The organism is Streptomyces sp. NPDC030798 (genome assembly GCF_055572275.1).
The window spans coordinates 425,139-448,348 of sequence record NZ_JBVIDR010000005.1; the positions used below are offsets into that span (position 1 = coordinate 425,139).

General features: G+C 70.5%; 24 protein-coding genes. 13 read left to right on the plus strand and 11 right to left on the minus strand.

Annotation, left to right across the window (positions count from 1 at the left end; translation table 11 throughout):
- Positions 1-32: 32 nt before the first annotated feature.
- The 4 genes from ACZ404_RS14955 to ACZ404_RS14970 form a co-directional block, all read right to left on the minus strand.
- Entirely contained in the window at positions 33-509 is a 477-nt protein-coding gene (locus ACZ404_RS14955) for a MarR family winged helix-turn-helix transcriptional regulator (RefSeq protein WP_468439710.1), read from the minus strand.
- 92 nt (positions 510-601) lie between these two features.
- Positions 602-1,408 (minus strand): AIM24 family protein, encoded by an 807-nt coding sequence (locus ACZ404_RS14960; RefSeq protein WP_468439712.1) that lies wholly within the window; start codon positions 1,406-1,408, stop codon positions 602-604.
- Positions 1,405-2,055: an AIM24 family protein gene (locus ACZ404_RS14965; protein ID WP_468439714.1), complete on the minus strand. Its 651-nt coding sequence runs from the start codon at positions 2,053-2,055 to the stop codon at positions 1,405-1,407. Before ACZ404_RS14965 ends, ACZ404_RS14960 begins: the two co-directional genes overlap by 4 nt.
- Before the next feature lies 1 nt (position 2,056).
- Entirely contained in the window at positions 2,057-2,689 is a 633-nt protein-coding gene (locus tag ACZ404_RS14970) for an AIM24 family protein (protein ID WP_468439856.1), read from the minus strand.
- A gap of 169 nt (positions 2,690-2,858) precedes the next feature.
- On the opposite strand from ACZ404_RS14970, the gene ACZ404_RS14975 reads away from it, so the two are divergent.
- The 8 genes from ACZ404_RS14975 to ACZ404_RS15010 all read left to right on the plus strand — a co-directional run bounded on the left by ACZ404_RS14975 (position 2,859) and on the right by ACZ404_RS15010 (position 8,585).
- Complete coding sequence (locus tag ACZ404_RS14975) at positions 2,859-3,209, plus strand: DUF3817 domain-containing protein (RefSeq protein WP_468439716.1); 351 nt, start codon at positions 2,859-2,861, stop codon at positions 3,207-3,209.
- Complete coding sequence (locus ACZ404_RS14980) at positions 3,206-3,499, plus strand: MTH1187 family thiamine-binding protein (protein ID WP_468439718.1); 294 nt, start codon at positions 3,206-3,208, stop codon at positions 3,497-3,499. Before ACZ404_RS14975 ends, ACZ404_RS14980 begins: the two co-directional genes overlap by 4 nt.
- Positions 3,500-3,649: 150 nt before the next feature.
- The gene (locus ACZ404_RS14985) at positions 3,650-4,402 is read left to right on the plus strand and encodes a hypothetical protein (protein WP_468439720.1); all 753 of its coding nucleotides are present in this window, start codon (positions 3,650-3,652) and stop codon (positions 4,400-4,402) included.
- Positions 4,399-5,079: a DUF4166 domain-containing protein gene (locus tag ACZ404_RS14990; RefSeq protein ID WP_468439722.1), complete on the plus strand. Its 681-nt coding sequence runs from the start codon at positions 4,399-4,401 to the stop codon at positions 5,077-5,079. Before ACZ404_RS14985 ends, ACZ404_RS14990 begins: the two co-directional genes overlap by 4 nt.
- Positions 5,076-5,741 (plus strand): TetR/AcrR family transcriptional regulator, encoded by a 666-nt coding sequence (locus ACZ404_RS14995; RefSeq protein WP_468439724.1) that lies wholly within the window; start codon positions 5,076-5,078, stop codon positions 5,739-5,741. The genes ACZ404_RS14990 and ACZ404_RS14995 overlap by 4 nt, the downstream gene beginning before the upstream one ends.
- 101 nt (positions 5,742-5,842) lie before the next feature.
- Positions 5,843-6,352 (plus strand): MarR family winged helix-turn-helix transcriptional regulator, encoded by a 510-nt coding sequence (locus ACZ404_RS15000; protein WP_468439726.1) that lies wholly within the window; start codon positions 5,843-5,845, stop codon positions 6,350-6,352.
- A gap of 66 nt (positions 6,353-6,418) precedes the next feature.
- Positions 6,419-6,757: a DUF3817 domain-containing protein gene (locus tag ACZ404_RS15005; RefSeq protein ID WP_468439728.1), complete on the plus strand. Its 339-nt coding sequence runs from the start codon at positions 6,419-6,421 to the stop codon at positions 6,755-6,757.
- Between the two features lie 127 nt (positions 6,758-6,884).
- Positions 6,885-8,585: an acyl-CoA mutase large subunit family protein gene (locus ACZ404_RS15010; RefSeq protein ID WP_468439730.1), complete on the plus strand. Its 1,701-nt coding sequence runs from the start codon at positions 6,885-6,887 to the stop codon at positions 8,583-8,585.
- Here ACZ404_RS15010 and ACZ404_RS15015 read toward each other — a convergent pair.
- Complete coding sequence (locus tag ACZ404_RS15015; RefSeq protein ID WP_468439732.1) at positions 8,582-9,208, minus strand: TetR/AcrR family transcriptional regulator; 627 nt, start codon at positions 9,206-9,208, stop codon at positions 8,582-8,584. The genes ACZ404_RS15010 and ACZ404_RS15015 overlap by 4 nt on opposite strands.
- 207 nt (positions 9,209-9,415) lie before the next feature.
- Here ACZ404_RS15015 and ACZ404_RS15020 point away from each other — a divergent pair, with 207 nt between their 5' ends.
- The 4 genes from ACZ404_RS15020 (at position 9,416) to ACZ404_RS15035 (ending at position 13,668) form a co-directional block, all read left to right on the plus strand.
- Positions 9,416-10,390: a tetratricopeptide repeat protein gene (locus tag ACZ404_RS15020; protein WP_468439734.1), complete on the plus strand. Its 975-nt coding sequence runs from the start codon at positions 9,416-9,418 to the stop codon at positions 10,388-10,390.
- A 625-nt stretch (positions 10,391-11,015) separates the two neighbouring features.
- Positions 11,016-11,651, plus strand: a complete 636-nt coding sequence (locus ACZ404_RS15025) for a DUF6230 family protein (RefSeq protein ID WP_468439736.1) — start codon at positions 11,016-11,018, stop codon at positions 11,649-11,651.
- 129 nt (positions 11,652-11,780) lie between these two features.
- Entirely contained in the window at positions 11,781-12,335 is a 555-nt protein-coding gene (locus ACZ404_RS15030) for a DUF6114 domain-containing protein (RefSeq protein WP_468439738.1), read from the plus strand.
- Positions 12,325-13,668 (plus strand): hypothetical protein, encoded by a 1,344-nt coding sequence (locus ACZ404_RS15035; protein ID WP_468439740.1) that lies wholly within the window; start codon positions 12,325-12,327, stop codon positions 13,666-13,668. Before ACZ404_RS15030 ends, ACZ404_RS15035 begins: the two co-directional genes overlap by 11 nt.
- 158 nt (positions 13,669-13,826) lie before the next feature.
- Here ACZ404_RS15035 and pyk read toward each other — a convergent pair whose 3' ends face one another.
- The 3 genes from pyk to pta form a co-directional block, all read right to left on the minus strand.
- Complete coding sequence (gene pyk, locus ACZ404_RS15040) at positions 13,827-15,254, minus strand: pyruvate kinase (RefSeq protein WP_468439742.1); 1,428 nt, start codon at positions 15,252-15,254, stop codon at positions 13,827-13,829.
- A gap of 122 nt (positions 15,255-15,376) precedes the next feature.
- The gene (locus ACZ404_RS15045; protein WP_468439744.1) at positions 15,377-16,588 is read right to left on the minus strand and encodes an acetate kinase; all 1,212 of its coding nucleotides are present in this window, start codon (positions 16,586-16,588) and stop codon (positions 15,377-15,379) included.
- Positions 16,585-18,687, minus strand: coding sequence for a phosphate acetyltransferase (gene pta, locus ACZ404_RS15050; protein WP_468439745.1), 2,103 nt, complete (start codon positions 18,685-18,687; stop codon positions 16,585-16,587). The genes ACZ404_RS15045 and pta overlap by 4 nt, the downstream gene beginning before the upstream one ends.
- 190 nt (positions 18,688-18,877) lie before the next feature.
- On the opposite strand from pta, the gene ACZ404_RS15055 reads away from it, so the two are divergent.
- Positions 18,878-19,903: an ATP-dependent 6-phosphofructokinase gene (locus ACZ404_RS15055; protein ID WP_468439747.1), complete on the plus strand. Its 1,026-nt coding sequence runs from the start codon at positions 18,878-18,880 to the stop codon at positions 19,901-19,903.
- Positions 19,904-19,916: 13 nt separating this feature from the next.
- Here ACZ404_RS15055 and ACZ404_RS15060 read toward each other — a convergent pair whose 3' ends face one another.
- The 3 genes from ACZ404_RS15060 to ACZ404_RS15070 all read right to left on the minus strand — a co-directional run bounded on the left by ACZ404_RS15060 (position 19,917) and on the right by ACZ404_RS15070 (position 23,115).
- Positions 19,917-20,606, minus strand: a complete 690-nt coding sequence (locus tag ACZ404_RS15060; protein ID WP_468439748.1) for a helix-turn-helix domain-containing protein — start codon at positions 20,604-20,606, stop codon at positions 19,917-19,919.
- A 185-nt stretch (positions 20,607-20,791) separates the two neighbouring features.
- A complete protein-coding gene (locus ACZ404_RS15065) occupies positions 20,792-21,490 on the minus strand; it encodes a response regulator (RefSeq protein ID WP_468439749.1) in 699 nt (232 codons plus the stop codon).
- Positions 21,487-23,115 (minus strand): ATP-binding protein, encoded by a 1,629-nt coding sequence (locus ACZ404_RS15070; RefSeq protein WP_468439750.1) that lies wholly within the window; start codon positions 23,113-23,115, stop codon positions 21,487-21,489. Before ACZ404_RS15070 ends, ACZ404_RS15065 begins: the two co-directional genes overlap by 4 nt.
- Between the last annotated feature and the right edge of the window lie 95 nt (positions 23,116-23,210).

The following is a 23,210-nucleotide window of genomic DNA, read 5'->3' on the forward strand; positions in this document are numbered from 1 at the left end:
GCATCCCGGCGCCCTGGAGGCTCGGCCGATGCTCAGGGGCGCCCCCGCTGCCCCCGCAAGTGCTCCGCGATCGGCTTCAGCGCCTTGTCGAGTTCTATGAGTGCCTCCCCCGACAGCAGGTCGATGAAGTGCCTGCGCACCGACGCCACGTGATGCGGCGCGACCTTCTTCATCGTCTCCATGCCGTGCTCCGTCAGCACGGCGTACAGCCCCCGGCGGTCGGACTCGCAGTTCTCGCGCCGCACCAGGTTCGCGTTCTCCATCCGCGTGATCTGGTGCGAGAGCCGGCTCTTGGACTGCAGGGTGGCGGACGCGAGGTCGCTCATCCGCATCCGCACGTCGTCGGACTCGGACAGATTGACGAGGATCTCGTAGTCGTTCATCGTCAGGCCGAACGGCTGCAGATCCTTCTCGAGCTGGTACGTCAACAGCCTGTTGACCTCCAGGTGGGTGCGCCAGGCGCACTGCTCCGCATCGGTCAGCCAGCGCGTGGCCGTCTCGGTCTCCATGAATGAAGTCTACCTAAGAAGTTGAATGACGAACTACTTCGGGTGGTGTGACTGTGCGCACGCGTTCGACGTCACACTCCGCAGACTACCGCTCACAGCCCGAAGCGACGCTGGAGGTCCCCCAGCTGTCCGGGAAGGCGCGGTACACCCGACGCTTGCGGACCGTGTCCACCCGGTGCCGCTCCGCCACCACCGGGCACCCCCGGCTCGGGCGGAACAGCCCCCGTCGGCTGCTCCGCCATGAGTACCTCGCTCGACTGCAGCAGGACCGTCCCGGTGCCCACGAACTCGAACTGGTGCTCCTCGCCGGAAGCCCCGCCGAGACCCGTCATCGCACGTAGACCGCCCATGAGGCCCGTCAGGTACCCATGGTCGTAGTGGTGGCACGGGGACGGGCAGTCGGCCCACCCGACCAGTGCCTGGGGGTCCACCCGGAGGGGAGGTTCCATGAACACCACCGGACCGTTAGATGCGGCGACAAACTTGCCGGTTCCGATAAGGGTCAGAAAACCCGGCACGATCGACTGCTTGAGTGCCAGACTTGGCTGAAAAGCGAGCAGATTGCCCGCGCGAATGGTCAAGTTCCCGTCGTCCAGGTCGTACGAATTGACGTCGAAGGCCCGGTCGGCGAGCAGCATCTTGCCCGAACCCTCCGCCACGACCCAGTCGCTCGCGTGCAGTGGCGAATGGAAGGACGTACGGACAAGCCGGTCAAGTCGCCCGTGCCCGATGCCGTTGAACTCGATCGCCCCGTAGTAGGCGATCATCTTCCCCTTCTGCAGGAACCACTGGCTCCCCTTGAGCTCCACGCAGAAGGTGTACTTGTTGACGTTGTCGTCGGCCGGCAGCGTCAGCGGGTCGTGCACCACGGGGCCGCCGGGGGTTCCGTACGCGCTCACAGCTTCTCCTCCGAGGCCTGGACGTACACCGTGCCGCTGCCGCTCAGCTCCAGCTGGAACGCCTCGCCGGAGCCCCGGCCCACCATGTCGCGCCAGCCGAGCGCGGTGGACAGCTTGTTGCGTACGTCGCCGTGGTGGGCGACGTACGCCTGCGGGTCCACATGGACCGGGCGCTGAGGGGTGATCGGGATCTCGAAGACGCCGCCGTGCGCCATCACGGCCACGGACCCCTGGCCCTGGAGCGTCGTGGTGAACAGGCCCTGCCCGGTGACCTGGCCGCGCACCAGGCCCATCACCCCGCCCTGGGAGCCCATGAACATCGTGCCCTGGCGCAGGGTGCCCTCGAAGGCGAGCAGCCGGTCCGCCTCGACGTACAGCGTGTCGCCGGTCAGGGTGATGACGTGGACATGGTGGCCGCCGTGCCCGAAGAAGACGGTGCCACTGCCCTCGACGGTCATCAGCGGTGTCGCCTCGCCGGCCACCCGGCGCCCGATCATGGACATCAGGCCGCCCTGGCCGCCCTGCATGTTGGGTGTGAAGGACACGTCCCCCTTGTAGGCGAGCATCGCCCCGCGCTGGCTGAACAGCCGCCGGCCGGGCAGCACGGTCGCCTCGACCATCTTGGAGTTGATCTCCCGGAAGCTCATCTCACACGTCCCCCGCGATCGTGTTCCGCTCGCTGGGCTGGACGTACACCAGCCCGTCCCCCTCGAACCGGATCTGGAAGGCCTCGCCGCCGCCCTCCCCGAAGAACGTGCGGAACGTCACACCGGACTGGAAGGACTGCCGCACGTTGCCCTGATGGGCGATGTAGGCACCCGGATCGACGATCAGCGGGTACTGCGGGCTGACCCGGAGCACCACCGCCGGCCCGTCCGACGTGATCGCCGCCTGCCCGTGGCCCTCGACGGTCGTCGTGAACAGCCCGTTGCCCTGCGTGGCGCCGCGCAGCCCGGTGAACGTCGTGCCCGTCCGCAGCCCGCCGTCGGTCGCGAGCAGGTTGCTCGACTCGACGTACAGCTTGTCGCCCTGCAGGCCGACCAGGTTGATCTCGGACGCCCGGTCCGCGAACCAGCAGGTCCCCTGCCCTCTCACCTCCATCACCGTCATCTGCTCGCCGGTGAGCCGCCGGGTCACCATCCCGCGCAGCCCTTCGCCGCCACCGCTCAGCTTCTTGAAGGCCATCTGCCCGTCGTACGCGACCATCGAGCCGTTCTTCGCCTTCACGGCGTCCCCGGTCATGTCGACGGCGAGCACCTTGCTGCCCTGGAGTCGGAACATCGCCACGCCGTGCAACGTAGCGGGCGGCCGGGTGGAGGGAACAGGGCCGGTAGGTGGAGAACGACCCTGAGCGCACCCCTACGGGCCTCGTTTGTCACAATGGACGAACCCTTGTGCGTCCGTTCACAAACCGGCAGCCCGCCGTCGCAACTCCCACCGAAGGTGATCCGTGGACATCAAGACAGCCTCCGCCATCCGCCGCCTCCGCCTGATCTCCGTGCCGGAGGGCGTCTCCTGGATCGTGCTCGCGGCCTGCACGGTCATCAAGTACTCGGTCGACTCCGGCTTCGACGTGGCCCCGGTGCTCGGTCCGATCCACGGTGTGCTGTTCGTCCTCTACGTGCTCTTCTGGGCGGACGCCTGGAACCGGACGAAGTGGGAGAAGGGCAAGGCCGCTCTGTACTTCGCGTACTCGATCATCCCGGGCGGCGGCTTCGTCATCGAGCGCAAGCTCCGCCGCGAGGCCGAGGATGCCGTCATCGCCGCCCGCGCCCGCAAGGAAGGGGTGGTGAACGCATGATCGTCGCCTTCTCCGTTACGCCCCTCGGCGTCGGCGAGGACGTGGGGGAGTACGTCGCCGACGCCGTCCGCGTGGTGCGCGAGTCGGGCCTGCCCCACCGCACCGACGCCATGTTCACCTCCGTCGAGGGGGAGTGGGACGAGGTCATGGACGTGGTCCGGCGTGCCGTCGCCGCCGTCGAGCAGCGCGCGCCGCGCGTGTCGCTCGTCCTCAAGGCCGACATCCGGCCCGGGGTGACCGACGGGCTCACCTCCAAGGTCGAAACCGTCGAACGCCACCTGGCGCAGTAGCGGCCGGCACGGCAGCCACGAGGACCCCGGCCCGCCACGGGCCGGGGTTTTCTCGCCCCCGCCCTTTGAGCGATCGCTCAAAGACGTGTACGTTTCCCCGAAGAGTGTTTGAGCGGTCGCTCAAACGCGGGCCTGACATGGGGGAACATCATGGGTCTCTACATAGAGACACGTATCGCCGCCGACCTGGACGATCTCTGGGCGCACACCCAGGACCCCGGCCGGCACCAGCGCTGGGACCTGCGGTTCTCCGAGATCACCTACCTCCCCCTCGCGGAGGGCGAGCCGCAGCGCTTCCGGTACGCCACGCGCGTGCTGCCGCTGCTCACCCTGTCCGGCACCGGCGTCCTGGCCGGTGAGAAGCAGCGACCCGACGGCACCCGCACCTCCGCCCTGCGCTTCTCCTGCCCGCACCCCCTGTCCCTGCTCGCCGAGGGCAGCGGCTACTGGCGCTACGTCCCGGAGGCGGACGGCGTCCGCTTCCTCACCGGCTACGACTACCGCCCCCGCTGGGGCGCCTTCGGCGCCGTCGCCGACCGGCTGGTGCTGCGGCCGCTGATGGGCTGGGCGACCGCCTGGTCCTTCGACCGGCTGCGGCTGTGGCTGGAGCGGGGCATCACCCCCGAGCGGGCCCTGGTCAACTGGCTGGCCGAGCTGGCCGTCCGCGCGCTCGTGCTCGCCGGGTGCCTGGCCGGCCTCGTCCTGGAGCCCTCCCTGAGCCCCTTCGGCTCCCTCGCGCCCGCCCTGGCGTACCTCTGCCCGCTGCTGTTGGTGGTCGCCCTCTCCCTCGCCCTGTTCAAGGCGCCGCTCGCGGCCACCCCGGCCGCCCGCCGCTGCCTGCGTGCGCCGGTGACCCGGGCGTGCGCACCCGGGGTCCTGCGCACCCTGGAGAAACTCGGATGACGTCGATCTTCCGGGCGGCGATGGGCGACGCCTTCGACCGCCTCCACCCCCAGCTGCGGCGCCGCTTCTCGGTGGGCCTGGAAAGCGGCGAGGCCTGCACCGGCCGGGGCGTGATGGACCGGATCTGGCACGGCCCGGCCTTCGTGAAGCCGTTCCTGGCCCTCGGCGCAACCCGCAACATCCTCGTCCCGCGCGCGGGCCGCGACGTCCCCTTCGTCATCGAGAACGTGCCGTACACCGACACCTTCGGCCGTGAGACGGTGACCTTCGTGCGCACCTTCGACCTGCCCGGCCGCTCCCGCCGCTTCGACGCCCAGATGGTGCTCAGCCCCCGGGGGGACCGCATCCTCGACTACCTCGGCACCCACCAGCACCTCGCCAGCGAGCTGCACCTCGGCGCCGAGCCCGACGGCTCCCTGCTCATCCGCTCCGGGGAGCACCGCTTCCGCGAGGGCCCGGTGGACGTGCGCGTGCCCGAGCTGATCGGCGCCACGGCCGAGGTGCGCGAGTCCTACGACGACGCCACGGGCCGCTTCCGCATCCGGGTCCGGGTGGTCAACCGGCGCTTCGGGCCGCTCTTCGGCTACGAGGGCTCCTTCACGGCGTCGTACACCGACGTCCGCGACCGCGGCGTACGGCCCGGGCTGCGTCCGGTGCGGGAGGAGGCGCGCGCATGAGCCCGGAGCGGGCCAGGGCCGAGACGGCCAAGTCCCAGGAGACCAAGGTCAAGCTGCTGGAGGGGGCACTGCGCACGCTCACCGAGCAGGGCATCGCCAAGGCCTCGGCCCGTACGGTCGCCTCGGCGGCCGGGGTCAACCAGGCGCTGGTCTTCTACCACTTCGGGTCCGTCGACGAGCTGCTCGCCGCCGCCTGCCGGTACGGCGCCGAGCAGACCGTCGCGCGCTACCGGGCCCGCCTCGCCTCGGTCGCCTCGCTCTCCGAGCTCCTCGCCGTCGGCCGGGAGATGCACGAGCAGGAGCGGGCCGAGGGGCACGTGGCCCTGCTCGGCCAGCTGCTGGCCGGCGCCCAGACCCACGCGGCCCTGGGGCCGGCCACGGCCGCCGGGCTGGAGCTGTGGATCGCCGAGATCGAGCAGGTGCTGCACCGGGTGCTCGGCGCGACGCCCTTCGGGGAGTTCACCGACCCGGCCGGCCTCGCACGTGCCGTCGTCGCCTCCTTCGTCGGCATCGAGCTGTACGAGGGGGTGGACGAGGCGGGCGCCCACGCGGGGCTGGACGCCCTGGAGCAGCTCGGCGCGCTGGCCGCGGCCCTGGAGGAGCTGGGCCCGGTCGCCCAGCGCGCCGTACGCCACCATCTGCGCCGCACGAACCGCCGCTGAGGCCGACCCGTAGGTGACGCACGTCACCCGGACGGCCGAAGAGCGACCGAAAGCCGAGACAGGGCTGACCGGCATATGACCGGCCGGTAGGGTCTGATGACGTGCCGAAGCCACTCAGCCTTCCCTTCGACCCCATCGCGCGCGCCGACGAGCTGTGGAAGCAGCGCTGGGGAAACGTGCCCGCGATGGCCGCGATCACCTCGATCATGCGGGCCCAGCAGATCCTGCTGGCCGAGGTCGACGCCGTGGTCAAGCCCTACGGACTGACCTTCGCGCGGTACGAGGCGCTGGTGCTGCTCACCTTCTCCAAGGCCGGGGAGCTGCCGATGTCCAAGATCGGCGAGCGTCTGATGGTGCACCCCACGTCGGTGACGAACACCGTGGACCGCCTGGTGCGCTCCGGCCTGGTGGCCAAGCGCCCCAACCCCAACGACGGCCGCGGCACCCTCGCCGTCATCACCGACAAGGGCCGCGAGGTGGTCGACTCGGCCACCCGCGACCTGATGGCCATGGACTTCGGCCTGGGGGTCTACGACGCGGAGGAGTGCGGGGAGATCTTCGCCATCCTGCGCCCGCTGCGGATCGCGGCGCACGACTTCGAAGAGGAGTGAGGCGGGGCTCCCCGATGGGGTGACCCGGGGCAAGATCTCCCGGAACGGGCGGTTACGCTCGACGGCATGAAGAAGAGCGTGCTGACCCGCTACCGCGTCATGGCCTACGTCACCGGTGTGCTGCTGGTCCTGCTGACCCTGGGCGTGATCGCCAAGTACGGGCTGCACATCGACGGGGCCGACAAGTTCACCACCTTCATCGGCATCGCCCACGGCTGGCTCTACGTCGTCTACCTGGTCTTCGCCTTCGACCTGGGCTCCAAGGCGAAGTGGCCGGTCGGCAAGCAGCTCTGGGTCCTGCTGGCGGGTACGGTCCCGACGGCCGCCTTCTTCGTCGAGCGCAAGGTCTCCCACGAGCTGGAGGGCCGGGTGGCCGACCCGGCCGCGGCCGTCGCCAAGGCGTAGCCCTCCCGCCGCACACGCGGTTCCCCGCCGCGCAGGCGCCCGCACAAAGGCCGCTCCACCGCCACTCGAGTGCTGTGTGGCAGTCGGCCATCGACATTTACTAGGACGTCCAAGTAAATTCGAGGGTATGGACGCTCACGCCATCGAGGAGGGCCGCCGACGCTGGCAGGCCCGGTACGACGCCGCACGCAAGCGCGACGCAGACTTCACCACGCTCTCCGGCGACCCCGTGGAGCCGGTGTACGGGCCCCGGCCGGGTGACACGTACGAGGGATTCGAGCGGATCGGCTGGCCCGGGGAGTACCCCTTCACGCGCGGGCTCCATCCGACCGGCTACCGCGGGCGCACGTGGACGATCCGGCAGTTCGCCGGGTTCGGCAACGCCGAGCAGACCAACGAGCGCTACAAGATGATCCTGGCCGCCGGAGGCGGCGGCCTGTCGGTCGCCTTCGACATGCCGACGCTCATGGGCCGGGACTCCGACGACCCGCGCTCGCTGGGCGAGGTCGGGCACTGCGGGGTGGCCATCGACTCGGCGGCGGACATGGAGGTCCTCTTCAAGGACATCCCGCTCGGCGACGTCACCACGTCGATGACCATCAGCGGGCCGGCCGTCCCCGTCTTCTGCATGTACCTGGTCGCCGCCGAGCGGCAGGGCGTGGACCCCGCCGTCCTCAACGGCACGCTCCAGACGGACATCTTCAAGGAGTACATCGCCCAGAAGGAGTGGCTCTTCCAGCCCGAGCCGCACCTGCGCCTCATCGGCGACCTCATGGAGTACTGCGCGGCCGGCATCCCCGCGTACAAGCCGCTGTCCGTCTCCGGCTACCACATCCGCGAGGCGGGCGCGACGGCCGCCCAGGAGCTGGCGTACACGCTCGCGGACGGGTTCGGGTACGTCGAGCTGGGCCTCAGCCGCGGCCTGGACGTCGACGTCTTCGCCCCCGGCCTGTCCTTCTTCTTCGACGCCCACGTCGACTTCTTCGAGGAGATCGCCAAGTTCCGCGCGGCCCGGCGCATCTGGGCGCGGTGGATGCGGGACGTGTACGGCGCGAAGAGCGAGAAGGCCCAGTGGCTGCGCTTCCACACGCAGACCGCCGGCGTCTCGCTGACGGCCCAGCAGCCGTACAACAACGTGGTCCGTACGGCCGTGGAGGCGCTGGCCGCCGTGCTCGGCGGGACCAACTCGCTGCACACCAACGCCCTGGACGAGACGCTCGCGCTGCCCAGCGAGCAGGCCGCCGAGATCGCGCTGCGCACGCAGCAGGTGCTGATGGAGGAGACCGGCGTCGCCAACGTGGCCGACCCGCTGGGCGGTTCCTGGTACGTCGAGCAGCTGACGGACCGGATCGAGGCGGACGCCGAGAAGATCTTCGACCGGATAAAGGAGCGGGGTCTGCGGGCCCACCCGGACGGGCAGCACCCGATCGGACCCATCACCTCCGGCATCCTGCGCGGCATCGAGGACGGCTGGTTCACCGGCGAGATCGCCGAGTCCGCCTTCCGCTACCAGCAGTCCCTGGAGAAGGGCGACAAGAGGGTCGTCGGCGTCAACGTCCACACCGGATCCGTCACCGGAGATCTGGAGATCCTGCGCGTCAGCCACGAGGTGGAGCGCGAACAGGTCCGCATCCTCGGCGACCGCAAGGCCTCCCGGGACGAGGCGGCCGTGCGCACAGCGCTGGACGCCATGCTCGACGCGGCGCGCGACGGCTCCAACATGATCGGGCCCATGCTGGACGCGGTCCGCGCGGAGGCGACGCTCGGCGAGATCTGCGGCGTACTGCGCGACGAGTGGGGGGTGTACACGGAGCCCGCCGGGTTCTAGGAAGTGGGCGGCCGGGACGTCAGGCCCTGCAGCAGGACCTGGGTGAAGCTGTGGACCCATTCCTCGTCCGCCGGTTTGCCGCTCACCAGGGTGCGGTGGACGACTGCGCCCGCCACCATGTCGAAGATGAGGTCCACCGTGCGGGCCGCCTCCTCCGGACCGGGCTCGGGGGGCAGTTCGCCCCTGGCCTGGGCGCGGGCGCGGCCCTCCAGGACGAGGCGCTTCTGGCGTTCCACGATGGAGGCGCGGATGCGTTCGCGCAGGGCGTCGTCGCGGGTGGCCTCCGCGACCGCCGCCATCAGGCCACTCTTGGCCTCGGGGCGGGCCAGGATGGCGGCGAATTGCAGCACCACGCCCTCGATGTCCGCGGACAGGCTCCCGCTGTCGGGCAGTTCGAGCTCGTCGAAGAGCTCCGCCACCGCGTCGACCACCAGTTCGTGCTTGCCCGCCCAGCGGCGGTACAGCGTCGTCTTCGCCACCCCGGCCCGTGTCGCCACGTCCCCCAGGGTGAGCCGGGACCAGCCCAGTTCCACCAGTGCCTCGCGCGTGGCCGCCAGGATCGCGGTGTCCGCGGCGGCGCTGCGCGGGCGGCCGGGGCGGCCGGCGGGGGTGCGGCTCTGCATGTCTCGACCATAACCGGCGTGATCTGTGCGGTCGTGAGGGAGATCACCGGGGTGTGGTGTCCCGGGGTGTCCGTATGGCATTACGCTACGGGTCGTAGCGAAAGCTCGTGAGGGACGTACACGGGCGACGACCACTGGCGTGGGGTGGGGACCCGGCGCCACCACACCGTTTTTTCTTCATGCGCGGGATCGGGGGAGGATAGACGCATGCAGCCACGGAACATGTCCATGAGCGGTGTTGTCGACCTCGCCGCGGTGAAGGCGGCCCAGGAAGCCAAGGCCAAGGCCGAGCAGGCGCGCGCCGAGGCCGCCCGGCAGGGCGGTGCGGGGGCCGTCTCCCCGGCCGATCTCGTCATCGACGTCGACGAAGCCGGATTCGAGCGCGATGTGCTTCAGCGCTCCGCCGAAGTCCCCGTCGTCATCGACTTCTGGGCCGAGTGGTGTCAGCCCTGCAAGCAGCTGAGCCCGGTCCTGGAGCGGCTGGCCGTCGAGTACAACGGCCGCTTCCTCCTCGCCAAGATCGACGTCGACGCCAACCAGATGCTGATGCAGCAGTTCGGGGTGCAGGGCATCCCGGCCGTGTTCGCCGTTGTGGCCGGACAGGCGCTGCCGCTCTTCCAGGGTGCGGCCGGCGAGCAGCAGATCCGGCAGACCCTGGACCAGCTCGTGCAGGTGGCCGAGCAGCGCTTCGGGCTGACCGGCCTGACCGTCGACCCGGACGCGCAGCCGGGCGCCGACGCCCCGCGCCAGGCGGCGCCGGCCGGGCCGTACGACGCCCTGCTCGAGGCCGCCGTGCAGGCGCTGGACGCCGGGGATCTCGCCGGGGCCGTCCAGGCCTACAAGAACGTGCTCGTCGACGACCCGGGCAACACCGAGGCGCAACTGGGGCTCGCCCAGGCCGAACTGCTGCAGCGGGTGCAGGGCGCCGACCCGCAGCAGGTGCGCAAGGACGCCGCCGAGAAGCCGGGCGACGTCCAGGCGCAGATCGCGGCCGCCGACCTGGACCTGGTGGGCGGTCATGTGGAGGACGCCTTCGGGCGGCTCATCGAGACCGTGCGGCGCACGGCGGGTGACGACCGGGACACGGTACGGCGCCGGCTGCTGGAGCTGTTCGAGGTCGTGGGCCCCGAGGACCCGCGCGTGGTGGGCGCGCGACGAGCGCTGGCGCGCGCCCTGTTCTGACCAGTCGCTAAACGCCACGGCTTGTGGTGCCGGGGTGAAAGATTGGCCGACGATGCGTCAGGGCGGCTGCGCTTTACCAAATCTTGGTAATCGCACGGGCTGTTACTCCGAGTAAATCAGGGCCGTTGATCTGTCTGGTTTCGTCCAAGGATCAACGGCTTTGCTCTGCCCCCCGATGCCACCCAGGGTGGCCGTCCGAGACCGGTGGGTCGTCCTTCGGTTATCCGGCCGTTACTAGCGAGTAACGAACCCCCTTGTGTCCGGGCCGAGAATGCACCACGATCGGCGACGCTCGGTCCATTCCCGTACCCCGGCAGCCGGTCGGGTCGCGGGGAGTCTGGGTCCCCACCGAGCAGAGCCGGCGGCAGTGGCGCCGGGTCTAGGACAGGGGGGTCTTCGCCGTCACGGCGAAGCCTGTCCAGAAGGTTGTGCGTGATGTGTGTCAGGCGCGACCAGTGGTTGTCGCTCGGGGGTGATCGCCGGTGATTCGGGTGCGGTTCGCGCCTGACGACTACGGGCGCTCTCCTTCCCGAGGACGTAGCACTTCTCCCATCCCTGCCTGGCTGCAGCCGCCCACTCGGGGGCGAGTCAGGGCCAGGAGATGTACGTCCGAGAAGGAGGAAATATGGAGTCCCAGGTGCGTGGCGGGACCAGATGGAAGCGGTTCGCTGTGGTCATGGTGCCCAGCGTCGCCGCCACGGCGTGTGTCGGTGTCGCCCTCGCGCAGGGTGCCCTCGCCGCGTCGTTCAGTGTGTCGGGCCAGGAGTTCAAGGTCACGGCCTCGAAGCTCGAGGGCAAGGACTTCGTCCAGTACGGGGCCATTGACACCGGCTACAGCATGTCCGGCAAGAAGGACGCCGCTCACGCGGTGGCCGTGTCCGGATTCAGCTCCGCGGACATCACGAACATGTGCCAGTCCGTGGTCACCCCGGACCTGCCGCTGGTCGGCACGGTCACCCTCAAGCTGACCGCCGGCAGCAGCACGCCGGTGCACGCGGAGAACCTCTACATCGACGTCAACGACCTCGATGCGAACGCCACGTTCAACAACATCGACATCGGTGTTGCGGCGGGGGAGACCCACAAGGGCATACACCCGGGTGACAAGGCGAACCCGGCCGGTTTCGCCCAGCAGGCCGACTCGGCCACGCTGACCGACGTGAGCCAGCACGCCTGGGCCACCACGGCGGCGACCTTCAAGCTCAGCGGGCTGCACATGGCGCTGTCCAAGGGCACCGACGAGTGCCAGCTCGTGCACTGAGCACGGGGTGACGGGCGGGGGGCCGACGGACTCCCCGCCCGTTCCACCTTCACCCGCGTCTTCACGCACCACCCACCGTTCCGTCGCAGAACCACCCCCACCACAGCAAGCCGCACCAGGGAGCTTTCCATGAGCGCCGAGACTCCTGCCGCACCCGGCCAGTTCACCCGCCGGAGGTTGCAGTTCCGCGCCTGGCGGGGCACCCGGCCGTTCTGGGCCGGCCTGTTCGTCATGCTCGGCGGCTTTCCGATCATTTACTTCCCGTACTACCACCTCCAGCTCGGTCATCTCACGCTCGCGATGTCCACCACTGCGGGAGCCGGGTCCCTGATCATCGGCGTGCTGCTCATCGTCCTGGGCTTCACCCTCTGGTTCCAGAAGCATGTACGGACGTTCGCCGGCGTCGCCGCGATCCTGCTGGCGCTGGTGTCCCTCCCTGTGTCGAACTTCGGCGGCTTCATCGTGGGCTTCCTCTTCGCCCTCGTCGGCGGCGCGCTGGCCGTCGCCTGGGCGCCGGGCGCGGAGCCCGAGCCGGAGCCGCCGGCCGCCCAGGCGCCGGTGGAGGGTGGTGCTCCGGACTCCGTGCCGCTGCCGCACCAGGCCGCGGACGGGGTGTACGAGTCGCAGGACCTGTCAGGAACGAGCCCGGCCAACGGGGCGAACGGGAGGCACAGTGCCGGCTGACGAGGTGACCCACGGGACCGACGTGGACGCGTCCCGTGCGAGAACCGGGCCCCGCCACGCGGCACCCAAGAAGCCGCTCTTCACCAGGTTCCACATGCCGGCCGGCAAGGCGATAGCCTCCGTGGCGATGCCGACGGCGGTGCTGATGGGCCTCGGCTTCACGTCGTCGCTCGCCCTCGCGGACAGTGCCAACACGTCCAACAGCCAGAAGGCCGCGGACTACAAGGACTGCGTCAAGGCGCTGGAGGACTCCAAGGACGCCTCGTCCTCGCCGTCCCCGTCCGCGAGCGAGTCCACCGGTACGGCGACGCCGACCCCCACGGCGAGCGCCCCCACCAAGGACACGCAGAGCTCCACGGACTCGGGCAAGACCTCTTCCTCGGATTCAGGTTCCGGCGACAAGGCCACGCCCGAGCCGACGGCGAGCTCCGGTTCCGCCGACTCGGGCTCCGGCTCCTCGGGTTCGGGCTCCTCGGGCTCCGAGGACACGGCGACGCCCAGCCCCTCGGCGTCCCAGAGCAGCGGCGGCAACCTGCTGGACACCATCGGCGACACGATCGGTGACATCTTCACCGGCGGCAAGCAGGACTCCGGTACGTCCGCGAGCCCGACGCCTTCCGCGTCCCCGTCCCCGTCCTCGTCCGCTCCCTCTTCCGGTACCTCGGGCACGGGCGGCGCCTCCGACACGGTCAAGGACACGGCGAAGAAGGCGACGGACACCGTCGAGAAGGCCACCGACACCGTCAAGGACACCACGGGCACGGTCTCCAAGACGGTCGAGGACACCACCACGACGGTCAAGGACGCCGCGGAGTCGGCCACCCCGAGCCCGTCCGCGAGTTCCTCGACGTCGCCCGACGACTGCCCGGCTGCCACCGACGCCGAGGGCGGCGTCGACAACAAGGTGACGGTGGCGGACGATCCCTGGTACCTGGACGCCAGCCACCTGACCCTGAACGGCGCCGACTACCAGGGCATCGTGAAGGTCAGGACGGCCAACGGCACGGTCAAGAAGGTGCTCAAGTACGTCATCTCGGACGGTACCGAGATCGGTGACCTGCATCAGACGGTCAAGGACAAGCAGTCCGGCAAGACCTACCACGTGCAGGCCGCCAAGGGGTCCAACTCCACCATCAGCGGCGGCAAGACGGTGATGTACACCGAGAGCATCTCGGGCAACCTGCTCGGACTGATCCCCGTCACCTTCAGCCCCGACAGCCCGCCCCCGCTGAACATCCCCTGGATCTACATGACCAAAGTCCACGTGGTCCAGGCAGCCCAGTTCGGTGGCAATCTGACCGTCCCCGGCATGCAGGTCTACACCACCGACTGAGCGGTCGCACAAGCTCACCCGGGAGCCGCATCACCGTGGCCCGGTCCTCCCCCCAGGGACCGGGCCACACCCGTGTCCGGGACGGCCGCAGAACGCCCGAGGGCGCCCCCCTGTCACAGGGAGGCGCCCTCGGTGCGCGGAAAGGCTCTCAGCGGCCGTCAGGCCGCCGTTTCGCCCAGGTGGTGCACGCGGACCATGTTGGTGGTGCCGGGGACACCGGGGGGCGAGCCGGCGGTGATGATGACGATGTCGCCCGGGTTGAAGCGGCCCAGCTTGGCCAGCTCCTGGTCGACCATGTCCACCATCTCGTCGGTGCTGTTGACGAACGGCACGACGTGCGGCTCCACGCCCCAGCTCAGGGTGAGCTGGTTGCGGGTGGCCTCGTCCGTGGTGAAGGCGAGGACCGGCTGGGCCGCGCGGTAGCGGCACAGGCGGCGGGCGGTGTCGCCGGACTGGGTGAAGGCGATCAGGCCCCGGCCACCGAGGAAGTCGGCGATCTCGCAGGCCGCACGGGCCACCGAACCGCCCTGGGTGCGCGGCTTCTTGCCGGGGACGAGCGGCTGCAGCCCCTTGGAGAGCAGCTCCTGCTCGGCCGCAGCGACGATCTTCGACATGGTCTTGACCGTCTCGACCGGGTACGCGCCCACCGAGGACTCCGCGGACAGCATGACCGCGTCGGCGCCGTCCAGGATCGCGTTCGCCACGTCGGAGGCCTCGGCGCGGGTCGGCCGCGAGTTGGTGATCATCGACTCCATCATCTGGGTCGCCACGATCACCGGCTTGGCGTTGCGCCGGCACAGCTCGATCAGCCGCTTCTGCACCATGGGGACCTTCTCGAGCGGGTACTCGACGGCGAGGTCACCGCGGGCGACCATCACGCCGTCGAACGCCATCACGACGTCCTCCATGTTCTCCACCGCCTGCGGCTTCTCCACCTTGGCGATGACCGGGACCCGGCGGCCCTCCTCGTCCATGATGCGGTGGACGTCCGCCACGTCCTTGGCGTCCCGCACGAAGGACAGCGCGACCAGGTCGCAGCCCATGCGGAGCGCGAAGCGCAGGTCCTCCACGTCCTTCTCGGACAGCGCCGGCACGTTGACGGCCGCGCCGGGCAGGTTGATGCCCTTGTGGTCGGAGACGACACCGCCCTCGATGACGATCGTCCGCACCCGCGGCCCCTCGACGTCCACGACCTTCAGCTCGACGTTGCCGTCGTTGATCAGGACCTGGTCGCCGCGCGAGACGTCGCCCGGCAGCCCCTTGTAGGTCGTACCGCAGATCTGCTTGTCACCCGGTACGTCCTCGGTCGTGATGACGAACTCGTCACCGCGCTCCAGCTCGACCGGACCCTCGGCGAAGGTCTCCAGGCGGATCTTCGGGCCCTGCAGGTCGGCCAGCACCCCGATGGGGCGGCCGGTCTCCTTGGCGGCGGCCCGGACGCGGTCGTACCGCGCCTGGTGCTCGGCGTGGGAGCCATGGCTGAAGTTGAAACGGGCTACATTCATGCCCGCCTCGATCATGGCGACGAGCATCTCGTGGGAGTCGACCGCGGGGCCGAGAGTACAGACGATTTTCGAACGGCGCATGAGGCGATCCTATCGGTTTGTTTCGCTGCGGAATATTCCGTCTGGCGGAAGATACAAATGGGCGGACATGCGCTCAGGCGTGTTACCGGGCTGTAGTTTCTGTCATTTGTGCGGTGTATTGCTCAGCTGTTCTTTCCCACCAGTGCGTAGGTCTGCGTGGCGATCTCCAGTTCCTCGTCCGTCGGCACCACCGCGACCGCCACCCGCGCGCCCTCCGGCGAGATCAGCCGCGGCTCACCGCTGCGTGCGGCGTTGAGCTCGCCGTCGACCGCCAGGCCCAGCGAGTCCAGGCCGGCGATCGCCGCCTCCCGCACCGGCGCCGCGTTCTCCCCGACACCGGCCGTGAACGCGACCGCGTCCACCCGGCCGAGCACCGCGTAATAGGCGCCGATGTACTTCCGCAGCCGGTGAATGTAAATGTCGAAGGCCAGGGCGGCCGCTTCGTCGCCCTCGTCGATCCGGCGGCGGATCTCCCGCATGTCATTGTCCCCGCACAGACCGAACAGTCCGCTCCTCTTGTTGAGAAGAGTGTCGATCTCGTCCATGGACATTCCGCCAACACGCTCCAAATGGAAGATGACCGCCGGATCCAGATCACCGGATCGCGTACCCATCACCAGCCCCTCCAAAGGCGTCAGCCCCATGGAGGTGTCCACGCAGCGCCCGCCCCGGACCGCCGACGCCGAGGCGCCGTTGCCCAGGTGCAGCACGATGACGTTGACCTCGTACGGCTCCTTGCCCAGCAGCCGCGCGGTCTCCCGGGAGACGTACGCGTGCGAGGTGCCGTGGAAGCCGTAGCGGCGGATCCGGTACCGGTCGGCGATCTTCGGGTCCATGGCGTAGCGCGCCGCCGACTCCGGCATCGTCGTGTGGAACGCGGTGTCGAAGACGGCCACCTGCGGCAGGTCGGGCCGCAGCCCCTGCGCGGTGCGGATGCCGGTGAGGTTGGCCGGGTTGTGCAGCGGCGCGACCGGGATCAGCCGCTCGATCTCGGTGAGCACGGTGTCGTCGATCACGGTCGGCTCGGTGAAGAACAGACCGCCGTGCACCACCCGGTGCCCGATCGCGGCCAGGTCCGGCGAGTCCAGCCCGAAGCCGTCCCGGGCCAGCTCCTCGGCGACCGCCTTCAGCGCCGCGTCGTGGTCGGCCATCGGCCCGTTCTGCTCCCGGGTCTCCCCGGTGACGAGGCAGGTGTGCTTCAGCCGGGAGGTCTGCTCGCCGATGCGCTCGACCAGGCCCGCCGCCAGCCGGCTGCTGTCCCGCATGTCCAGCAGCTGGTACTTCACCGACGAGGAGCCGGAGTTGAGGACGAGGACACGGGTGGGGGAGGTCACTGCTCGGACGCCTTCTCGGTCGGGGACGGGGCGGGGTGCTGGGCCTGGATCGCCGTGATGGCGACGGTGTTGACGATGTCCTGGACGAGCGCGCCGCGGGACAGGTCGTTGACCGGCTTGCGCAGACCCTGCAGCACCGGGCCGACGGCGATCGCGCCGGCCGAGCGCTGCACGGCCTTGTACGTGTTGTTGCCGGTGTTGAGGTCGGGGAAGATCAGCACGGTGGCCTGCCCCGCGACCTCGGAGCCGGGCAGCTTGGTGGCGGCGACGGAGGGCTCCACGGCCGCGTCGTACTGGATCGGCCCCTCGATCCTCAGGTCGGGCCGCCGCTCGCGCACCAGCTCGGTGGCCCGGCGCACCTTGTCCACGTCGGCGCCCGAGCCGGACGTGCCCGTGGAGTACGACAGCATCGCGATCCGGGGCTCCACGCCGAACCGGGCGGCGGTGGCCGCCGACTGCACGGCGATGTCGGCGAGCTGCTCGGCGTCGGGGTCCGGGTTGACCGCGCAGTCGCCGTAGACCAGCACCTTGTCGGCCAGGCACATGAAGAAGACCGAGGAGACGATGGACGACTCGGGCCTGGTCTTGATGATCTCGAAGGCGGGGCGGATCGTCGCGGCCGTGGAGTGCACCGAGCCGGACACCATGCCGTCGGCCAGGCCCTCCTGGACCATGAGCGTGCCGAAGTAGTTGACGTCGCTGACCACGTCGTACGCCAGTTCCACGGTCACGCCCTTGTGGGCGCGCAGGCGGGCGTACTGCTCGGCGAAGGAGTCCCGCAGCTCGGAGGTGGCCGGGTCGATCACCTGGCTGTCGCCGAGGTCGATGCCGAGGTCGGCGGCCTTCTTGCGGATCCGGTCCTCCGGGCCGAGCAGGGTCAGGTCGCACACGCCCCGGCGCAGCAGCACCTCGGCCGCGTGCAGCACCCGCTCCTCGGTGCCCTCCGGCAGCACCACCCGGCGCCGCTCGGCGCGGGCCTGCTCCAGCAGCTTGTGCTCGAACATCATCGGCGTGACCCGGTCGCTGCTCGGCGCCGAGACCCGGCGCGCCAGCTCGGCGGTGTCGGCGTACCGCTCGAACAGTCCGAGCGCGGTCTCCGCCTTGCGCGGAGTGGCCGCGGTCATCTTGCCCTCCAGCGAGAAGAGCTGCTCGGCGGTGGGGAAACTGGTGCCGGCCACCGAGATCACCGGGGTGCCGGGGGCGAGACGGGCGGCCAGGGTGAGGATCTCCTCGCGCGGCACCTCGTCCAGGGTCAGCAGCACCCCCGCGATCGGCGGGGTGCCGGCGCTGTGCGCGGCCAGCGAGCCCACGACCAGGTCGGCGCGGTCGCCCGGGGTCACCACCAGGCAGCCCGGGGTCAGAGCGGCCAGGAAGTTCGGCAGCATCGCACCGCCGAAGACGAAGTCCAGGGCGTCGCGGGCCAGCCCCGAGTCGTCGCCGAGCAGTACCTTCGCGTCCAGCGCGTGGGCGATCTGGGAGACCGTCGGCGCGGACAGCGCGGGCTCGTCGGGCACCACCCAACAGGGCACCGGGAGCCGGTTCGTGAGCCGCTCGGCGATCTCGTCGCGGTCCTCGCGGGCCACCCGGTTGGTGACCATGGCCAGCACGTCGCAGCCCAGCCCGTCGTACGCGCGGTAGGCGTTGCGGGTCTCGGCGAGCACGGCCTCCGTCGTCTGCTTGCGGCCGCCCACCACCGGGATCACGGACGCGCCGAACTCGTTGGCGAGGCGGGCGTTCAGCGACAGCTCGTCCGGCAGCTGTGTGGCGGCGAAGTCGGTGCCGAGGACCAGCACCACGTCGTAGTCCCGGGCCACCCGGTGGAAGCGGTCGACCAGCGTGGAGACCAGCTCGTCCGTGCCCTGCTCGGCCTGGAGCGCGGACGCCTCCTGGTAGTCCATGCCGTAGACGGTCGCCGGGTCCTGCGCGAGGCGGTACCGCGCCCGCAGCAGCTCGAACAGGCGGTCGGGAGCGTCGTGGACGAGCGGACGGAACACCCCCACCCGGTCGACCTGCCGGGTCAGGAGTTCCATGACCCCCAGCTCCACGACCTGGCGGCCGTCACCGCGGTCGATCCCGGTGACGTACACGCTGCGCGTCACGTGTCCACTCCGTTCGTCTTGTCGTGCGTCACGCCTTCGGCATAAAAATCGCCCACCAAGGTGAGCAGAACCCTCTTGACAATACCCCCCGTGCCGGTTAAGGCGCCCGTCAAGACGTCACCTCACTGGCGGACGTGAAACAATCGACACCGGCTCACCGGCACCCACAGCGAGCAGGAGACACAGCACGATGCGCATCGGAGTTCTCACCGCAGGCGGCGACTGCCCCGGCCTGAACGCCGTGATCCGTTCGGTCGTGCACCGTGCGGTGGCGCAGTACGGCGACGAGGTCATCGGCTTCGAGGACGGCTACCGGGGCCTGCTCGACCGGCACTACCGCACCCTCGACCTGGACGGCGTCAGCGGCATCCTGGCGCGCGGCGGCACCATCCTCGGCTCCTCCCGGCTCCAGCGCGACCGGCTGCGCGAGGCCTGCGAGGGCGCCGCCGACATGGTCGAGGAGTTCGGCATCGACGCCCTCATCCCGATCGGCGGCGAGGGCACGCTGACCGCGGCCCGGATGCTCTCCGACGCCGGCCTGCCGGTCGTGGGCGTCCCCAAGACGATCGACAACGACATCTCCTCCACCGACCGCACCTTCGGCTTCGACACCGCCGTCGGCGTCGCCACCGAGGCCATGGACCGCCTGAAGACCACCGCCGAGTCCCACCAGCGCGTGATGGTCGTCGAGGTCATGGGCCGGCACGCCGGCTGGATCGCGCTGGAGTCCGGCATGGCGGCCGGCGCCCACGGCATCTGCCTGCCCGAGCGCCCCTTCGACCCCGCCGACCTGGTCAAGATGGTCGAGGAACGCTTCGCCCGCGGCAAGAAGTTCGCCGTCATCTGCGTCGCCGAGGGCGCCCACCCCGCCGAGGGCACCATGGACTACGGCAAGGGCGAGATCGACCAGTACGGCCACGAGCGCTTCCAGGGCATCGGCACCGCGCTGGCGTACGAGCTGGAGCGGCGCCTCGGCAAGGAGGCCAAGCCGGTCATCCTCGGCCACGTCCAGCGCGGCGGCGTCCCGACCGCCTACGACCGCGTCCTCGCCACCCGCTTCGGCTGGCACGCCGTCGAGGCCGCGCACCGCGGCGAGTTCGGCCGGATGACCGCGCTGCGCGGCACCGACATCGTGATGGTGCCGCTCGCGGAGGCGGTCACCGAGCTGAAGACGGTCCCGAAGGACCGGATGGACGAGGCGGAGTCGGTCTTCTGACCCCTGCCCGCGGCTAACTTCTGCCGGCGACCGCCGTCCAGAAGTTCTCCACGATCCGGTCGAGGAACTGCTTCCCCGACTCGCTGGCACCGCTGCTGCCGCCGCCCCAGCTCAGGGTGGCGGCCATGTGCCCCTGGTAGTCCTCGTGCAGCTCCTGCAGCACGCCCTCCACGAGGTCCCGGTCGAGGGGCGCGAGCTTCGTGACCGGGCGCACGTACGCCTGCCAGCGGGTGGTCACCGCGCTGTGCAGCAGCTCGGCGAGCTTCTCCTCGCGGCCCGTGACGGCGACGAAATCCGGCAGCGCCAGATCCAGCACCCGCGCCAGCTCGGCCGACTGGCGCTCGGTCCCCCGCCACCGCCCGCTGTCCTCCATCCGCAGATACGCGGGGAGGTCCAGGCCGACGGCACGGGCCAGGTCCTGCGGGGCGATCCCGCGCGCCATGCGATGCTCGCGCAGGGTGCGGGGCCGGCCGATGAGTTCGCCGGGGGAGCACCACAACACCCCGGCCAGCGCGGTGAGTTCGGGGTTGCTGGGGGAGGCGACCCCGCGTTCCCAGGCGATGACCAGGTCCGGCGTGACGTACGGCAGCCCGTAGGAGGCCCGCAGGCCGTGGGCGACGTGCTCGGGGCCCATGCCGAGCGCGGCGCGCAGCCGACGGGCGGCGGGGGCGTTGAACGGGGGAGGAGCTGAGGGTGGAAGCACCCCGCACAAGCTAGGCGTGCCGCCACGCGGTGGCTACGGTCCGTTCGGACAGGATCACCGATTGTCGGAACGTCCAATTCCGGCTGTTCGGTACGTTCCGGCTGTTCGGTATGTACAGCCTCTTCGGTACGTTCCGGCCGTCGGGGCCGCCGCTCGGCAGGGCCCGGCCGCGGTCTTCCGGCCGCTCACCGGCCCCCGTCCCCCGGCACCCACCGGTACACCAGCTCCGGCCGCCCCACCTGCCCGTACACCGGCTTCCGCGCGGCGCGCTCCGCCTCCACGAGGTGCTCCAGGTAGCGCCGGGCGGTGATCCGGGAGATGCCGACGCTCTCCGCGACGCCCGCCGCCGTGACACCCTCCGAGGCCTCCCGCAGGGCCCCGGTGACGCGCTCCAGGGTCGGGCCGCTCAGGCCCTTGGGCAGGGCGGCGGGGGAGGGGGCGCGCAGGGCGGCCAGCGCCCGGTCGACCTCGTCCTGGCCGCTCGCCTCGCCCACCGCCGCGTGGAACTCGGCGTACCGCACCAGCCGGTCCCGCAGCGTCGCGAACGTGAAGGGCTTCAGCACGTACTGCACGACCCCGAGGGAGACGCCCTCCCGCACGACCGCCAGGTCCCGTGCCGACGTCACCGCTATCACGTCCGCGTGATGCCCGGCCGCCCGCAGCGACCGCGCCAGGTGCAGCCCGTGCCCGTCGGGCAGGTGCAGGTCCAGCAGCAGCAGGTCCACCGCCGTCCGGTCCAGGAACCTGCGCGCCTCCGCCCCCGTGTGCGCCTTCCCGACCGCGACGAACCCCGGTACCCGTCCGACGTACATCATGTGCGCGTCGGCGGCCACCGGGTCGTCCTCGACCACCAGGACCCGGATGGGCCGCTGCTCGTCCGTCATCTGCCGTCACCCACCGCCGTGCGCAGCGGCAGCCGCACCTCGAACACCGCCCCGCCCTCCTCGGCCTCAGCCACAGTCAACGTCCCTTCGAGCCGGGCGACCGCCTGCCGGACCAGGGCGAGACCCAGGCCCCGCCCGCCGGGCCCGGCCGGTTTCGTGGAGAACCCCCGTTGGAATACCAGGTCCGCATGGGCGGGGTCGACACCCGGTCCGGTGTCCGACACGCGCAGGACCAGTTCGGCGTCCGAGGCGTACGCCGTCACGGTCACCCGTGCCCCCACACTGCCCTGCGCCGCGTCCACCGCGTTGTCGATCAGATTGCCGAGGACGGTCACCAGGTCCCGGGCCGACAGCTCGGCCGGCAGTACCCCGTCGTCCAGGCGGCTGTCCTCCGAGACCACCAGCTCCACGCCCCGCTCGTTGGCCTGGGCCGTCTTGCCCAGCAGCAGGGCGGCCAGCACCGGCTCGCTCACCGCCGCCACCACCTGGTCGGTCAGCGCCTGGGCCAGCTCCAGTTCCGCCGTCGCGAACTCCACCGCCTCCTCCGCCCGGCCCAGCTCGATCAGCGAGACCACGGTGTGCAGCCGGTTCGCGGCCTCGTGCGCCTGCGAGCGCAGAGCCTGGGTGAATCCTCGCTCGGAGTCCAACTCGCCCATCAGGGACTGCAGTTCGGTGACGTCCCGGAGGGTGACCACCGTGCCCCGGCGCTGGCCGCCCGAGACCGGGGAGGTGTTCACCATCAGCACCCGGGACGCCGTCAGATGCACCTCGTCCACCCGGGGCTCCGAGGACAGCAGCGCCCCGGTCAGCGGGGCCGGCAGGCCCAGGTCCGCCACCGAACGGCCCACCAGGTCCGCCTCCCCGGCCTCCCCGGCGATGCCCAGCAGCTCCCGCCCGCCGTCGTTGATCAGCGCCACCCGGTACTGCGCGTCCAGCATCAGCAGCCCCTCGCGCACCGCGTGCAGCGCGGCCTGGTGGTAGTCGTGCATCCGGCTCAGCTCGGCGGCGTTCATCCCGTGGGTGTGCCGGCGCAGCCGCGCGTTGATCACGTACGTCGTGACGGCGCCGACCGCGAGGATGCCGGCCGCGACTGCGAACAGCGCCGTGACCTGCTCCTGGATCCGCTCGCTGATGGCCTCCACCTTGATGCCGGCGCTGACCAGCCCGATGACGTGCCCGTGCTCCATGACCGGCGTGACCGCGCGCACGGAGGGGCCGAGCGTGCCGGTGTAGGTCTCGGTGAAGGTCCTGCCCTGCTGGGCGGGCGCGATGGTGCCGATGAACCGCTTGCCGATCTCCTTCGGGTCCGGGTGGGTCCAGCGGATGCCCTCCGGCGTCATGATCGTGACGAAGTCGACCCCGGTGTCCCGCTGCACCTTCAGCGCGTACGGCTGGAGCGTCGTCGAGGGGCGCGCGGTGTGGATCGCCTCCCGGACCGACGGCGAGTCCGCGATCGAGCGGGCCACCGCCGTGGCCTGACGGCCGGCCGCGCCCACGGCCTGGCCCCGGTCGCTGACGAAGGTGAACAGTGCGTATCCAGCCACGACGAGGGCGAGCAGCACGGCCTGCATGGCGAACAGCTGGCCCGCCAGGCTGCGAGGTCGCGGGAGGACGGTCAGGCGCATGCCGTCAGTCTGCCTCCCGGGTCTGGCGTGAACTAAATGAACGGAAGGGTGACCGGCCTCACAGAGCGGGAGATAGTCGCCGCATCCCCGAAAAA